This window comes from Nocardia sp. NPDC059177 (assembly GCF_042755165.1).
In the GTDB taxonomy this organism is placed as follows: domain Bacteria; phylum Actinomycetota; class Actinomycetes; order Mycobacteriales; family Mycobacteriaceae; genus Nocardia.
Genome location: NZ_JBHZBX010000033.1, coordinates 33,048 through 48,325, shown reverse-complemented (window position 1 = coordinate 48,325; position 15,278 = coordinate 33,048). Strand labels below are relative to the sequence as shown.

Genomic DNA, 15,278 nt, shown 5'->3' with positions numbered 1-15,278 from the left:
GGGAGCGCTGTCTAGTTTCATAGTGTTACGGCGGTTATAGCGGTGGGGAAACGCCCGGTCCCATTCCGAACCCGGAAGCTAAGGCCACCTGCGCCAATGGTACTGCACTCGACAGGGTGTGGGAGAGTAGGACACCGCCGGAACATCCTTCGCGATAGGGGACCCAGATTTGGGTCCCCTATCGGCGTTTGTGGGCCCTGAACGGGCCCGGAATGCCGGGCGGACGATGCCCCGTCCTCCGCCCGTGGTTGAATTCTTGCAGGCGGGGCAACCAGCACACTCCCCGGAGGCGGGGAACCTAGAAAGGGATCGCCGTGTCGGAACACAACGACGGACGGAAGCCTTTCCGCCGGGACGGAGACGCCCGCGGTTTCGGCCGGCGCGGCGAACCGACCGATCGTCCCCGAGGCAGCCACGGTGACAACCGCGGCGCCGGGCGTGGCGAAGGCGGCGGTGGATTCCGCCGCAACGACGACAATCGTGGTGCCCGCGGGGGTTCGGACCGTGGCGACCGTGACCGCGGCGGCTACCAGGGTCGCAGCGGCTCCGGCGACCGCGGCGGCTTCCGCCGCAACGACGACGACCGTCCCCGCGGCAGCTACCAGCGCCGCGACGAGGGCGATCGCGGCGGCTACCAGAAGCGCGAGGACAACGATCGCGGCGGTTTCCGTCGCGACAGCGGTGACCGTGGCGGCTATCAGGGTCGCGGGGGTTCCGGCGATCGAGGCGGTTTCCGCCGCAACGACAATGACGACCGTTCGCGCGGCAGCTCCGATCGCGGTGGCTTCCGGCGCAACGATGACGACCGCCCCCGCGGCGGTTCCGGCTTCCGTCGCGACGAAGGCGATGAACGTTCGCGCGGCGGTTCGGACCGCGGTGGCGATCGTGGCGGTTTCCGTCGCGAGGGCGGCGACCGCGGCGGCTACCAGGGCCGTGGCGGCTCGGGTGGTGGTTTCCGCCGCGATGACGATCGTTCGCGCGGCAGTTCCGATCGTGGTGGCTTCCGCCGTGGCGACGATTCACGCGGTGGCTCGGACCGCGGTGGCTACCAGCGCCGCGGCGAAGGCGATCGTGGCGGCTACCAGAAGCGGGACGACAACGATCGCGGCGGTTTCCGTCGCGAGGGCGGTGACCGTGGGGGCTACCAGGGCCGAGAGGGCTCGGGTGGCGGCTTCCGGCGCGACGACGATCGTTCGCGCGGCAGTTCCGATCGTGGCGGTTTCCGCCGTGGCGACGATTCGCGTGGCGGTTCGGACCGCGGTGGTTTCCGGCGCGGTGGCGATGACTCGCGTGGCGGTTCTGACCGTGGTTTCCGGCGTGACGATGATCGCTCACGGGGTGGCTCCGATCGTGGTGGTTTCCGCCGTGGCGACGATTCACGCGGCGGTTCTGATCGTGGCGGCTTCAAGCGCGACAACGACGACCGTGCACGCGGTGGTTCGGATCGCGGGGGTTTCCGTCGGAACGAGGGCGACGATCGCGGTGGCTATCAGCGTCGCGATGCGGGCGATCGTGGTGGATACCAGAAGCGGGGCGACGACGATCGTTCGCGTGGTGGTTCGGAGCGCGGCGGGTTCAAGCGCGGGGAGAAGCCCGGCGGGTACCAGCGTCGCGACGACGAGCGCGGCGGCTTCAAGCGTGGTGGCGACGCGGGTCGCACCGAGTACGTCGGTGAGGATGGCGCTCCACTCAACGGCACCTACCGGGAGAAGCGCCGCGAACGCGAAGGCGATGTGCTCGGCGTGATCTCGGCCGGTTCCGAGGACGCCGTCGACGAGGCGGTGCCTGCTGTCGAATCCGCCGAGGTCGAAGCGTCGGCGACGGCGGAGGGGCCGGCGGAAGCGACCGCCGCATCCGTCGAGGCCGGCTCCGACGAGTCTCCTGAGCAGATCGCGGCGGACGAGCCCGCGGAGCAGATCGCGTCCACTGTGCAGTCCGAGCAGACGGCTGGATCGACCGGTGTGGCGGGCGACCGGTCCGAAGCCGAAGCCGACGAAGACGAAGGTGATCACCGGCGTGGTGGCGCCGATCGCGAATCCGCGCGGGACTACGAGCGCGAGGATCGCCGTCGTGGCGGCGAAGGCGCGCGCACCGCGGGCGGGCGGCCCACCGATCGGCGCAATGCGCGTCCGGACGAGCCCGATCTGCCCGAGGACGTGCAGGCCGCCGACCTGGATCCGGCCGTGCGCCGCGATCTGCTGAGCCTGGACAAGAACAATGCCGAGACCGTCGCCCGGCACATGGTGATGGCCGTCGAACTGCTCGAAGACGACCCGCGGCTGGCGCTGGCCCACGCCAGGGCCGCACGGCAGCGGGCAGGCCGGATCGCGGTGGTCAGGGAGACCGCAGGCGTGGTGGCCTATCACGCCGAGGAATGGGCCGAGGCGCTCTCGGAGCTGCGGACCGCGCGACGCATGTCGGGTGGTTCCGGGCTGCTGGCCGTGATGGCCGACTGCGAGCGTGGTCTCGGACGTCCGGAACGGGCCATCGAGCTCGGCCGCAGCGAAGAGGCGCAGCGGCTCAGCGGTGACGAAGCCACCGAGCTGCGCATCGTCGTCGCCGGCGCGCGCATGGACCTCGGCCAGTTCGACCAGGCCGTGGTGACCCTGCAGACCCCCGACCTCGACCCGGCCCGCACCGGTTCCGCCGCGGCGCGTCTGTTCTACGCCTACGCCGACGCCCTGGTGGCGGCCGGCCGCACCGACGACGGCCTGCAATGGTTCCTCAATGCCGCGGCCGCCGACGAAGACGGCGAAACCGACGCCGAGGAGCGCGCCGCCGAACTGACCGGCGGCGCCTGAGAACCGCACATTCACGGCCGCAGACCGGGCACCAGCGCATGGGGTGCCCGGTCTGCGGCCGCTCTGCGTTCGGGGCTGTGGGAGGTCGAATGCCGGGGGAGTACGAATTCGCGATGAATCTCGCGGTGGACACGCTGCTCGCCCGATAGGCGGTCGGGGGTGAGGTGGGTCACCCGGACGGCACCGAACCGGGTACACCGTGCACCGATCGCATCCGGATGCTCGATCATGAAGACGGCGAGAACGATTCGGCCGGCCGGGGGTGTCGGTGGCCTCGCCTAGGCTCGCGGGAGTACGTGGCCCGGCAATGACGACGGAGTGAGGGTGTGTGAACCGGCTACGCGATCGATATGACGCTTTGCTGCTCGACCTGGACGGCACGCTGTACCGCGGGCCCGAGGTGATCGACGGCGCGCCCGTGGCGCTCGTGCCGGACGGGGGGTCGGCGCAGCGGCTGATCTATGTCACCAACAATGCCTCACGCGGTCCGGGACTGGTCGCCGATCACCTGGTGGAACTGGGTTATCCGGCCACCACCGACGACGTGGTGACGAGCGCGCAGGCCGCCGCCGGGATGCTCGCGCAGCGACTCGAACCCGGTGCGCAGGTGCTGGTGGTCGGCACCGACGACCTCGCCGCCGAAGTGAAGGCGGTCGGCCTGGTGCCGGTGCGCCACTTCGGCGACACACCGCCCGCCGCCGTCGTGCAGGGCCACTCGCCGGCGACCGCGTGGCCGGACCTGGCCGAAGCCGCGTACGCGCTGCGCGCCGGCGCGCTCTGGATCGCGGCCAATGCCGACCGGACCCTGCCCAACGAGCGCGGCCTCGCCCCGGGCAACGGCGCCATGGTCGCCGCCCTGCGCGCCGCCACCGACCTGGAACCCCTGGTCGCGGGCAAACCGTTCGCGCCACTGATGGCCGACGCGCTCGCCCGCGCGGACGCCACCGCGCCGCTGGTGGTGGGTGACCGGCTCGACACCGACATCGAGGGCGCGCACGGCCTCGGCCTGGACTCGCTGCTCGTGCTGACCGGTGTCAGCACGCTCGACGAGGTACGCACCGCGCCACCGGCCCGGATCCCGACCTATATCGCCACCTCCCTCGACGCGCTCAACACCGAGCCGCTACCCGATGCCGTCGCGCCCGATGCCGTCGCGGAGGTGTTGCGACAGCACCCCGGCCGGGCGGTACGGGTGCGCGCAGGCGATGCCGAAATCCGATAGCGTTGACCCCACGATGAGTACTCCGAGTTCACCGCCGACCGGCGCCCCGCAGCCACCCCGTCCCGGCATTCCGCTGCCGGGCAGTCACCTGGCGAGTCAGGAACCGGCCGACCCGAACCGGATCAGGGCCGAGGTCGACGAGCTGCTCGCCGAGCTCGGGCCACGGCCCGCGGCGACCCCCGCGGAGAACACCGAGACCGGTGCCGACATCACCCGCCGCGCGCGCATCCTCGAACAGGCGCACGACGTGCTGGTGGACGCCCTGGCGACAGTGGACAAGATCTGAGGTGGCCAGGCGAGCGCGGGTGGACGCCGAACTGGTTCGCCGCGGATTGGCGCGATCGCGAGAACACGCGGTCGAACTGATCGGCGCGGGCCGGGTCCTGATTGCCGGAACCGTCGCGGTGAAACCGGCGACGGCCGTGGAAGCCAACACCCCGCTGATCGTGCGGGAAGAGCCCGACGAGGTGTCGTGGGCCTCGCGCGGCGCGCACAAGCTGCTCGGCGCGCTGGCGGCCTTCGAACCGCAGGGGATGAGCGTCGCGGGGAAGCGGTGCCTGGACGCGGGCGCGTCGACCGGTGGCTTCACCGATGTGCTGCTCGAACGGGGCGCGCGGGAGGTGGCCGCGGTCGACGTCGGCTACGGCCAGCTGATCTGGCGACTCCAGAACGACGAGCGGGTGCGGGTGTTCGACCGCACCAATGTCCGCAACATCACTGCCGAGAGTATCGGCGGCACAGTCGATGTCGTGGTCGGTGACCTGTCGTTCATCTCGCTGAACCTGGTGCTGCCCGCGATCGCGGCCTGCGCCGCCGACGGCGCCGATCTGCTGCCGATGGTCAAGCCGCAGTTCGAGGTCGGCAAGGAACGGGTCGGCGCGGGCGGGGTCGTGCGCGATCCGGCGCTGCGCGCCGAGGTGGTGGGCGATGTCGCCGCCGCCGCGGCCGCGCTTGGCCTGCGCACCGAGGGTGTGGTGGCCAGTCCGCTGCCCGGCCCGTCGGGCAATGTCGAGTACTTCCTGTGGTTGCGCAAGGTCGGTTCGTTCGGCTACGACGCCGAGCAGGTGGCGGCGCTGGTCGCGAAGGCCGTCGAGGAGGGTCCGCAGTGAGCACGCACGCCGGCGATCGGGAGATCCTGCTCGTCGCCCATCCGGGACGCGCGGAGATCATCGAGACCGCGCACCGGGTGGCGAAGATCTTCGCCGCCGCAGGCATCTGCCTGCGGGTATTGGCCGACGAAGCCGACAGCACCCGTTTCGAGGACGAGCCCGCCGGCTATCCGGTGCGGGTGGTCCCGCACAGCCCGTCGGCGGCGCAGGGCTGCGAGATGGTGCTCGCGCTCGGCGGCGACGGCACGTTCCTGCGGGCCGCCGAACTCGGCAGGCCGACCGGGGTGCCGGTGCTCGGAATCAACCTGGGCCGCATCGGTTTTCTCACCGAGGCCGAGGCTGAGCACCTCGACGAGGCGCTCGCCCAGGTCGTCGACCGGGACTACCGCGTCGAGGACCGGCTGACCATCGACGTCAGCGTCCGCGTCGAGGACGTGGTCGTCGAACGCGGCTGGGCGCTCAACGAGGCCAGCATCGAGAACGCCCAGCGCATGGGCGTGCTCGAGGTGGTGCTCGAGGTCGACGGCAGGCCGGTGTCGGCGTTCGGCTGCGACGGCATCCTCATCTCCACCCCGACCGGGTCGACCGCCTACGCGTTCTCCGCGGGCGGACCGGTGGTGTGGCCGGAGCTCGAGGCGATGCTGGTGATCCCCAGCAACGCGCACGCGCTGTTCGCCCGGCCACTGGTGACCAGCCCCGAATCACTGATCGCGGTGGAGACCGTGGCGACCGGGCACGACGCGATCGTGTTCCTCGACGGCAGGCGCACGCTGGCGCTGCCGCGTGGTGGGCGCGCCGAAGTGGTGCGCGGAGACCGGCCGGTGCGCTGGGTGCGGCTCGATTCCGCGCCCTTCGCCGACCGGATGGTGCGCAAGTTCCAGCTGCCGGTGACCGGCTGGCGGGGCAGAAAGGACACCGATGCTGACCGAGATCAGAATTGACGGACTCGGCGTCATCTCGACGGCCACCGCGCAGTTCCACGCGGGCCTGACCGTGCTCACCGGCGAGACCGGTGCGGGCAAGACGATGGTGGTCACCAGCCTGCACCTGCTCAGCGGTGCGCGCGCCGACGCGGGGCGGGTGCGCCTCGGCGCGGCCAAGGCCGTGGTGGAGGGCAGGTTCGTCGTCGACGATGTCAACGACACCGCCCGCGCCGCGGTGCGGGAGGTGCTGGAGTCGGCGGCCGCCGAGGCCGACGAGGACGGCAGTGTGATCGCGGTACGCACCGTCAACAGTGACGGGCGTTCGCGCGCGCATCTGGGTGGTCGCGGTGTGCCCGCGGCGGTGCTGGGGGAGTTCACCTCCCGGCTGCTGACCGTGCACGGCCAGAACGACCAGCTGCGCCTGCAACGCCCCGAACAGCAGCTCGCCGCGCTCGACCAGTTCGCCGGCGACGGTGTGGCCGCGCTGCTGCGCAAATATCAGGTGCACCGCCGGAGCTGGCTGGACGCGCGCGCCGAACTGCTCGAACGCACGGCCCGTAGCAGGGAACTGGCGCTGGAAGCCGACCGGTTGAAGCATTCGCTCGCCGAAATCGACGACATCGCACCGGAACCCGGCGAGGATACCCGGCTCGTCGCCGAGATCCGCCGGCTCAGCGACCTGGATTCGCTGCGCGAGGCGGCGGTGGCCGCGCATGAGGCGCTGTCCGGTCCCGGTGACGCGCCGGCCGACGGTGGCGGTGTGCTCGACCTGCTCGGCGGTGCCAGGGCCCGGCTCGACTCCGCCGACGATCCGGCGCTGACCGCGCTCGCGCCCCGGCTGGGCGAGGCGATCGCGGTGGTCGTCGACGTGACCACCGAGATCAGCGGCTATCTGTCGGAACTGCCGTCGGATCCGGGCGCGCTGGACTCGATGCTCACCCGCCAGGCCGAACTGAAGTCGCTGACCCGCAAGTACGCCCCCGATATCGACGGGGTGATCGCCTGGGCCGAGGAGTCGCGTACCCGCCTCGACTCGCTCGATGTCTCCGAGGACGCGCTGGCCCGGCTGGCCGGTGAAGTGGAGACCGCCGCGGGCAAGGTGCGCGAGGCGGCGCGCAAACTCAGCGCGGCGCGCACGAAGGTGGCAGGCAAGCTGGCCACCGCGGTGAGCACGGAACTGGGTGGGCTGGCGATGGGCAAGGCGCGGCTGGAAGTGCAGGTGCGGCCGATGCAGGCCGGGGCACAGGATTCGGCGCCGCTGGACCTCGACGGTGTCGCGCTGCACGCGGGCGCCACCGGGGTCGACGAGGTGGAGTTCCGGCTCTCGGCGCATTCCGGCGCGCAGTCGCTGCCGTTGAGCAAGAGCGCCTCCGGCGGTGAGCTCTCGCGGGTGATGCTGGCGCTGGAAGTGGTGCTGGCCGGGTCCGATCACGGCGCGACCATGGTGTTCGACGAGGTGGACGCCGGGGTCGGCGGCCGGGCCGCGGTGGAGATCGGCAAGCGGCTGGCGCGGCTGGCGCGCACCCATCAGGTGATCGTGGTGACCCACCTGCCCCAGGTCGCGGCCTTCGCCGACACGCATCTGGTGGTGAACAAGTCCGATGACGGAAAGGGCAAGGTGGACAGCGGCGTTCGCACGCTCACCGACGACGAACGGGTCGTCGAACTGGCGCGCATGCTGGCCGGCCTGGACGATACCGAGACCGGTCGCGCGCACGCGGAGGAACTGCTGGAGACGGCCAGGGCGGAGCGGACTCCGGCCTGAAGCAGTGCCGCCCGCACCGGGATGCGGGCGGCACCGTGGACCTACTTCAGGGCTTTGCGGACGCCGCCGAGGAACTGGTTGATGAGCTGGCGCAGGCCGAATTCGAGCACCGGCGCCGGCACGGGCAGCGACGGCTCGGACTCCATGGTGTAGACCACGCGGGTGCCGCCCGCGGTGGTGTCGGCGAAGGTGATGATACCGACGTGGCGCTTGACCGGGGCGCCCTTGACGATCTTGTACTCCATCCGCTCACCGGGGACCAGCGCGGTGGTCTCCTCGGTGATGGCGACCTTGCCCAGGCCGAGCGCGTATTGCGCGCCGACGCCGGTGGCCGGGTCGCCCGCCTTGACCAGCTTGACGGTGACCGGCAGGTGCGGGCTGACGCTCTCACGCTCGGTGAAGAGGCGGTAGACGATGTCGCGGGGGGCGTCGAAAACCGTCTCGACGGTGCTGCGTGGCATGGCTGTGTCTCCTGTCCGAGATATCTGTGACCCGCAGCATACGGGTATTTACCTGCCTCGTTCCGACCTGGCCGCCATGGTGTCGAAGAACCAGTGGTACTTGGTGTTGTGGAACGCGGCGAATCGCCAGCCGTTCGCGCGGCGCACGGCGACGTAGACGTAGTCCTTGGTGTTGCGCCGGTTGCGCGTGCGTGTGCCTTTGAGTACCGCGCCCCGGCCGTCGAGCACGGCGACATCGGGGGTCAGCAACCGCAGCCGGGTGATCTCGCCGTCGAGACGGGTGCCCTTCAGGAAGGACGAGAACAGCGCGGCGTGCGAGGCCTCGATGGCGGCGCGGCCGGTGTAGTGGCGGCCGAACCAGGTGACGTATTCGGCGTCCTCGGTGAAGGTCGCGGCGAAGGCGCGTGCGTCGCCGGCGGCCCAGGCGGCGGTGTTGGCGGCGAACAGCGCGCGCACGGCCTGCTCGTCGGTGTGGGTCTGGGTCATGGGTGCTCTCCCGGAACTAAGATCGGACGGTCAGAAGTCGATCCGGAAAGTATCTGCATTGGTAATAATCTTACCAAGGAAGATGATTCCGGAAGTTTCGGAAGGTGTCAAGGGATGTCCGACAAGAGGGCCGCGCTCGCCGCCGCGCTGACCGTGGCCGCGCAGCGCAGCGCCACCGACGGCGTGATGCTGCACCAGGCCGTCGCCGACAAGCTCGGCCTGCACGTCACGGATCTGCGGTGCCTGAACATGCTGCGCCTGGGCGGTCCGGCGACCGCGGGGGAGCTCGCGGCGCAGACCGCGCTGTCCACCGGGGCGGTGACCAAGATGGTGGACCGGCTGCTGGCGGCGGGGTATGTGCGCCGCGAACACGATGTCGCGGACCGGCGCCGGGTGATCGTCAGCGCGATTCCGGCGAAGATCGACGAGATCGCCCCGCATTACGAGCTGCTCGCCCGCAGCTTCGCCACCGCGCTCGACGACTACTCCGACGAGCAACTCGAGCTGGTCCTCGACCTGTTCGGGCGGCTGCACGCGACCTCGTTGCGGGTGGCCGAAGCGCTGCGCGAACAGGGCTGATCCGGCGCGCCTCCACCAAAGGTTGAGGGTTTGCGCTCATCATCGGGCCATGAGGATGCCGGCGCTGTTGTCGAGGAACACCGAAACGCTGCCCGGTGTCGCCGGGATCGCCCGGGTGGACCGGGATACCCGTCGATTGTTGCGGCGGGTCGGGCCCGGGGACATCGTGATCCTCGACGAGACCGATCTGGATCGCCTCACCGCCGACCGGCTGGTCGAAGCCGGCGTCGTCGCGGTGATCAACACCTCGCCGTCGATCTCCGGCCGCTACCCGAACCTGGGCCCGGAAGTGCTGGTGGCCAATGGGATCGTGCTGATGGACACCGTGTCCTCCGACGCGTTCGGCCGGATCAAGGACGGCACCAAGATCCGCATCGACGAGGGCATCGTCTACGCCGACAAGCTGACCAGGAAGGAACCCGAGGTCCTGGTGGAGGGCATCGAGTTCGACGAGTCGTCCATCGCGGACCGCATGATCGCCGCGCGCAACGGCCTCGCTGATCACCTCGACGCATTCGCGGGCAACACCACCGAATTCGTCCGCACCGAGAGCGCGCTGCTCATCGACGGCATCGGCGTGCCCGATATCGAACTGGAGCTACGCAACCGGCACGTCGTCGTGATCGCCGACGGGCCGGGGCATCTCGAGGAACTGCAACGGCTCAAGCCGTTCATCAAGGAGTACGCGCCGATCCTGATCGGCGTCGGCCGCGGCGCCGACACACTGCGCAAGCTCAAGTACACCCCGGACCTGATCGTCGGCGAGCCCGACGAGATCAGTACCGACACCTTGCGGTCGGGCGCGGAGATGATCCTGCCCGCCGACACCGACGGGCACGCCAAGGGGCTGGAGCGGATCCAGGATCTCGGTATCGGCGCCACCACCTTCCCGTCCTCGGGTTCGCCCGCCGACCTGGCGCTGATGCTGGCCGATCATCACGGGGCCTCGCTGATCGTGCTGGCCGGTGCGCCGGCCTCGCTGGAGGACTTCTTCGATCGCGGCCGCCGCGACAGCACCCCCGCGACCTTCCTGACCCGGCTCAAGGTCGGCGCGAAACTGGTCGACGCGAACGCTGTCGCGACGCTGTACCGGCAGCGGTCCTCCGGCGCGGCGCTGGCGCTGGTGGTGCTGGCCGCGCTGGTGGCGATCGTGGTGGTGATCCTCGCTTCGCACAACGGATCCGAGGTGCTGGACTGGGCGATCGCGTACTGGGATCGTTTCGTACTGTGGGTGCGGGGGCTGTGGTGATCTCGCTGCGTCAGCACGCCATCTCGATCGCGGCGATCTTTCTCGCGCTGGCGATCGGGGTGGTACTCGGCTCTCAGACGCTGGCCGCGGACATGCTGTCGGGGCTGCGGTCCGAGCGCGGCGACCTGCGTGGTCAGGTCGACGCGCTGACCGCGCAGAACGAACAGCTCACCGCCCGCCTCGACACCGCCGACCGGTTCATCGCCGGATCGGCGGACCGGATCCTCGGCGGCACCCTCGCCGACCGCAGCGTCGTGGTGTTCAGCACTCCGGACGCCGATGCCGCCGATATCGACGGGGTGAGCCGCTCGCTCGAGACCGCCGGCGCCGCGGTGACCGGCCGGATCGCGCTGACCGACGCCTTCGTCGACGCGGGGGAGGGCGACCGGATGCGCTCGGCGCTGACCAATATCGTTCCCGCGGGCGCCCAGCTGCACACCGGCGCCGTCGACCAGGGCAGCATGGCCGGCGATCTGCTCGGCCTGACCCTGCTGCTCGACCCGGCGACCAACGCACCCCGCAGCACCCCGCAGGAACTCGCCCTGGTCCTGGAGACCCTGCGCGGCGGCGGCTTCCTCAGCTACGGCGACACTCCCGTGCGACCCGCGCAACTCGCCGTCGTCGTCACCGGCGATGGTGTCGTTTCCGACACCGGACAGGGCGCGACTATCGCCCGCTTCACCGGCGCCGTCCGCGCCCGCGCCGCAGGCGCCGTCCTGGCCGGCCGCGATGGCGCCGCCGAGGGCAACGGCGCCATCGCGCACGTCCGCGCCCAGGCCCCACTGGCCACCACCATCACCACCGTCGACAACATCGACCGCGAAACAGGGCGCGTGACAACCGCTCTCGCCCTCACCGAACAACTCGACGGCGGCGCAGGCCGCTACGGCACCAGCCCAACCGCGACATCCCTCACCATGGTCGCCATGCCCCGCTGACAACCCCCCTACGTCGGAACGAGACACCTGATCTCGTCAGAACATGGGTAACTCACCGGGTACGCCCAGAACTCGCCGACCACCTCTCCGCCGGCCCGGTGCCCAAGACACCCCGTCGCAAACGACCGGCAAAATACGCGGAGAGGCGGACCGCTGCTACTCTGGAGTTCCGTGGGTCAAACACGGAATCAGGCTCGAAATGCCACCAAGCACATCTTCGTGAGCGGTGGCGTCGCCTCCTCTTTGGGTAAGGGTCTCACCGCCTCCAGCCTCGGTCAGTTGCTGACCGCGCGCGGTATGCGGGTGACGATGCAGAAGCTCGACCCGTATCTGAACGTCGATCCGGGAACCATGAACCCCTTCCAGCACGGCGAGGTGTTCGTCACCGAGGACGGTGCCGAGACCGATCTGGATGTGGGCCACTACGAGCGCTTCCTCGATCGTGACCTGTCCAAGGACGCGAACGTGACCACCGGTCAGATCTATTCGACGGTGATCGCGAAGGAGCGGCGCGGTGAGTATCTGGGCGACACCGTCCAGGTGATCCCGCACATCACCGACGAGATCAAGAACCGCATCATGGCGATGCAGGGTCCCGATCTCGAGGGGCAGGTGCCCGATGTGGTGATCACCGAGATCGGTGGCACCGTCGGCGACATCGAGTCGCAGCCGTTCCTCGAGGCGGCGCGGCAGATCCGCCACGATGTGGGCCGCGACAATGTGTTCTTCCTGCATGTGTCGCTGGTGCCGTATCTGGCGCCGTCGGGGGAGCTCAAGACCAAGCCGACGCAGCATTCGGTGGCCGCGCTGCGCAATATCGGTATCCAGCCCGACGCGCTGATCCTGCGCTGTGACCGTGAGGTGCCGCAGGGGCTCAAGAACAAGATCGCGCTGATGTGCGATGTCGATGTGGAGGCCTGCATCTCCACGCCCGACGCGCCGTCGATCTACGACATCCCGAAGGTGCTGCACAGCGAAGGCCTCGACGCCTATGTGGTGCGCAAGCTGGGCCTGCCGTTCCGTGATGTGGACTGGGCTGTGTGGGGTGACCTGCTCGACCGCGTGCATTCCCCGCGTGAGACCGTCGAGGTGGCGCTGGTCGGCAAGTATGTCGACCTGCCCGACGCCTACCTGTCGGTGACCGAGGCGCTGCGTGCCGGTGGTTTCGCGCACCGGTCGAAGGTGAATATCCGCTGGGTGCCCTCGGACGAGTGCGAGACCGAGGCGGGCGCGCAGGCTGCGCTGCGTGATGTCGACGCGGTGCTGATCCCCGGTGGTTTCGGTATCCGCGGTATCGAGGGCAAACTCGGCGCGATCGGCTACGCCCGGCATCGGGGTATCCCGCTGCTGGGTCTGTGCCTGGGCCTGCAGTGTGTGGTGATCGAGGCGGCGCGTTCGGTCGGCATCGATGACGCCAATTCGGCCGAGTTCGAGCCCGACACGAAGAACCCGGTGATCTCGACCATGGCCGATCAGGAGGACGTCGTCGCCGGCGAGGCCGATCTGGGCGGCACCATGCGGCTGGGCGCCTACCCGGCCACGTTGCAGAAGGGTTCGGTCGTCGCGCAGGCGTACGGTTCCGAGCAGGTCTCCGAGCGGCACCGGCATCGGTTCGAGGTGAACAACGCCTACCGTGAGGCCATCGCCAAGAGCGGTCTGGTCTTCTCGGGTACCTCGCCCGACGGCCACCTGGTGGAGTTCGTCGAGTACCCGGCCTCGGTGCATCCGTTCTTCGTCGCCACCCAGGCGCACCCCGAGCTCAAGAGCCGCCCGACCCGGCCGCATCCGCTGTTCGCGGCGCTGATCAACGCGGCATTGAAATACAAACTGGCCGAACGCCTTCCCGTAGACTTCCCCGAGGAAGAGCTCGCGGAGCAGGCCGCGGACCACTGAGAGAGGCCAGCATGAGCGCGCCCGGTAGTCACGATTTCGAGACGGTCGCCAGCCGGGTGCTCTACAGCGGCGCGATCCTGGCCCTGCGCCAGGATCAGGTCGCGATGCCGGGTGGGCGGATCGCCGAGCGGGAGGTCGTCGAGCACCACGGCGCGGTCGCGGTGCTCGCGCTCGACGACGACGGCGACATCGTGCTGATCCGCCAGTACCGCCATCCGATCGGCACCCGGCTGCTGGAGCTGCCCGCCGGGCTGCTCGACATCGACGGCGAGGACCCGCTCACCGCGGCGCAGCGCGAGCTGGCCGAGGAGACGGGCCTGGCCGCCGTGTCGTGGTCGGTGCTGGTGGATGTGGCGCTGTCGCCGGGTTTCACCGACGAGGCACTACGGGTGTTCGTCGCGACCGGCCTGACGCCGACCGACCGGCCCGACCCCGAACACGAGGAAGCCGATCTGGAGCTGGTGCGGATGCCGGTCGCCGAGGCCGTGCGGGCGGCGCTGGCCGGTGAGATCGTGAACGCGACGGCGGTGGCCGGTGTGCTCGCGTTCGCGGCGGCCCAGGCGAGCGGGGTGCCGTTGCGGTCCGCCGACGCGCCGTGGCCGGGTCAGCCGACGGCGTTCCTGCGCCGCAAGGCCGACGAGGCGCGGGCGGCGGCTTCCGGTAGCGACGCGTGAGCGGGTCCTCGGCGGTCGCGGTCGGCGGGGGCTAGCCGGGCGTGCTGGCGCGCGAGATCGACACCTACCTCGACCATCTGGCGGTCGAGCGCGGTGCCGCGCGCAACACGCTCGGCGCCTATCGCCGGGATCTGGCCCGCTACCAGCGTTTTCTGGACCAGCGCGGGATCGCGAGCCTGACCGCGGTCGTCCAGGGTGATGTCGCCGAGTTCACCATGGCGCTGCGTTCGGGTGGGGCGGATCATCCGCCGCTGGCGGCGGGGTCGGTGGCCAGGGCCCTGATCGCGGTGCGTGGTCTGCACCGGTTCGCCGCGGCCGAGGGCATCACCGACACCGATGTGGCGCATGCGGTGAAGCCGCCCGCGCCCGGCAGGCGGCTGCCCAAAGCACTGCCCTACGACCAGGTCCTGCGATTGCTGGAAGCCGCGGGTGGGGAGAGCGAGGCCGACAGTGGGCCGCGCGGCCTGCGTGATCGCGCGCTGCTGGAACTGCTGTACTCCACCGGGGCGCGGATCTCGGAGATGGTCGGGCTCGACGTGGACGACATCGACGCCGGGCAACGCTGTGTCGTACTGCACGGCAAAGGCGGCAAGCAGCGGCTCGTCCCGGTCGGCCGACCGGCGCTGGCCGCCGTCGACGCCTACCTGGTCCGCGGCCGTCCCACCCTCGCGGCGAGTGGAAAGGGCTGCGCGGGCGCCCTTTTCCTGAACGCGCGCGGCGGCCGGTTGTCCCGGCAGAGCGCCTGGCAGGTCTTGCAGACCGCGGCCGAACGCGCGGGCATCACCGCCGCGGTCTCGCCGCACACCCTGCGCCACTGTTTCGCCACGCATCTGCTCGACGGCGGCGCCGATGTGCGCGTCGTGCAGGAGCTGCTCGGGCACGCCTCGGTGACCACCACCCAGATCTACACCCTGGTCACGGTGAGCACATTGCGCGAGGTCTGGGCCACCGCGCACCCCCGCGCCACCTGAACCGTCGGCACGGGTCGGCTTCCAGCGGGTATCGTGCGAACACGCCCGGCGTTGCCATGCTGTACCTCACCGGTCCGAGCGGTAGCGTCTACCCCCAGAGCTGGACCGTACGAAAGCGAGTCCGGGCCCGAATCGGTCTCGCTACCCTCGACAGGGGTTACCGGCAGGAATACGTATAAGGAGCAGCGGATCGTGACGACAGCGGAA

Annotated in this window: 13 protein-coding genes, 1 rRNA gene and 1 pseudogene; 13 read left to right on the top strand and 2 right to left on the bottom strand. The window is 70.2% G+C overall.

Annotated elements, in window-relative coordinates; all coding sequences use genetic code 11:
• Positions 1 to 26 precede the first annotated feature (26 nt).
• The 7 genes and pseudogenes from rrf to recN all read left to right on the top strand — a co-directional run bounded on the left by rrf (position 27) and on the right by recN (position 7,820).
• Positions 27 to 143 (top strand): 5S ribosomal RNA (gene rrf / locus ACFXK0_RS27695).
• 1,803 nt (positions 144 to 1,946) lie between these two features.
• Positions 1,947 to 2,801, top strand: a pseudogene (locus ACFXK0_RS27690) (hypothetical protein); the annotation flags it as partial.
• Positions 2,802 to 3,129: 328 nt separating this feature from the next.
• Positions 3,130 to 4,023, top strand: a complete 894-nt coding sequence (locus ACFXK0_RS27685; RefSeq protein WP_379413929.1) for an HAD-IIA family hydrolase — start codon at positions 3,130 to 3,132, stop codon at positions 4,021 to 4,023.
• Positions 4,024 to 4,036: 13 nt separating this feature from the next.
• The gene (locus tag ACFXK0_RS27680; RefSeq protein WP_379413928.1) at positions 4,037 to 4,309 is read left to right on the top strand and encodes a hypothetical protein; all 273 of its coding nucleotides are present in this window, start codon (positions 4,037 to 4,039) and stop codon (positions 4,307 to 4,309) included.
• A gap of 1 nt (position 4,310) precedes the next feature.
• Complete coding sequence (locus tag ACFXK0_RS27675) at positions 4,311 to 5,132, top strand: TlyA family RNA methyltransferase (protein WP_379413926.1); 822 nt, start codon at positions 4,311 to 4,313, stop codon at positions 5,130 to 5,132.
• Entirely contained in the window at positions 5,129 to 6,073 is a 945-nt protein-coding gene (locus tag ACFXK0_RS27670; RefSeq protein ID WP_379413925.1) for an NAD kinase, read from the top strand. Before ACFXK0_RS27675 ends, ACFXK0_RS27670 begins: the two co-directional genes overlap by 4 nt.
• Complete coding sequence (recN, locus tag ACFXK0_RS27665) at positions 6,051 to 7,820, top strand: DNA repair protein RecN (protein ID WP_379413923.1); 1,770 nt, start codon at positions 6,051 to 6,053, stop codon at positions 7,818 to 7,820. Before ACFXK0_RS27670 ends, recN begins: the two co-directional genes overlap by 23 nt.
• Positions 7,821 to 7,861: 41 nt before the next feature.
• On the opposite strand, the gene ACFXK0_RS27660 is transcribed toward recN, so the two are convergent.
• Positions 7,862 to 8,281: an SRPBCC family protein gene (locus ACFXK0_RS27660; RefSeq protein ID WP_379413921.1), complete on the bottom strand. Its 420-nt coding sequence runs from the start codon at positions 8,279 to 8,281 to the stop codon at positions 7,862 to 7,864.
• 48 nt (positions 8,282 to 8,329) lie between these two features.
• On the bottom strand, positions 8,330 to 8,767 hold the full coding sequence (locus tag ACFXK0_RS27655; RefSeq protein ID WP_379413920.1) for an SgcJ/EcaC family oxidoreductase: 438 nt from the start codon (positions 8,765 to 8,767) through the stop codon (positions 8,330 to 8,332).
• Between the two features lie 114 nt (positions 8,768 to 8,881).
• Between ACFXK0_RS27655 and ACFXK0_RS27650 the strand changes: the two genes are divergently transcribed.
• From ACFXK0_RS27650 to xerD, 6 genes are all read left to right on the top strand, one after another.
• Positions 8,882 to 9,346: a MarR family winged helix-turn-helix transcriptional regulator gene (locus ACFXK0_RS27650; RefSeq protein WP_379413918.1), complete on the top strand. Its 465-nt coding sequence runs from the start codon at positions 8,882 to 8,884 to the stop codon at positions 9,344 to 9,346.
• 49 nt (positions 9,347 to 9,395) lie between these two features.
• On the top strand, positions 9,396 to 10,595 hold the full coding sequence (gene steA, locus ACFXK0_RS27645; protein WP_379413916.1) for a putative cytokinetic ring protein SteA: 1,200 nt from the start codon (positions 9,396 to 9,398) through the stop codon (positions 10,593 to 10,595).
• Positions 10,592 to 11,533, top strand: a complete 942-nt coding sequence (locus ACFXK0_RS27640) for a copper transporter (RefSeq protein WP_379413937.1) — start codon at positions 10,592 to 10,594, stop codon at positions 11,531 to 11,533. The genes steA and ACFXK0_RS27640 overlap by 4 nt, the downstream gene beginning before the upstream one ends.
• Before the next feature lie 171 nt (positions 11,534 to 11,704).
• Complete coding sequence (locus ACFXK0_RS27635; RefSeq protein WP_379413915.1) at positions 11,705 to 13,426, top strand: CTP synthase; 1,722 nt, start codon at positions 11,705 to 11,707, stop codon at positions 13,424 to 13,426.
• Between the two features lie 11 nt (positions 13,427 to 13,437).
• Entirely contained in the window at positions 13,438 to 14,100 is a 663-nt protein-coding gene (locus tag ACFXK0_RS27630) for an NUDIX domain-containing protein (RefSeq protein WP_379413913.1), read from the top strand.
• A 41-nt stretch (positions 14,101 to 14,141) separates the two neighbouring features.
• The gene (gene xerD, locus ACFXK0_RS27625) at positions 14,142 to 15,071 is read left to right on the top strand and encodes a site-specific tyrosine recombinase XerD (protein WP_379413912.1); all 930 of its coding nucleotides are present in this window, start codon (positions 14,142 to 14,144) and stop codon (positions 15,069 to 15,071) included.
• The last annotated feature ends 207 nt before the right edge of the window (positions 15,072 to 15,278 follow it).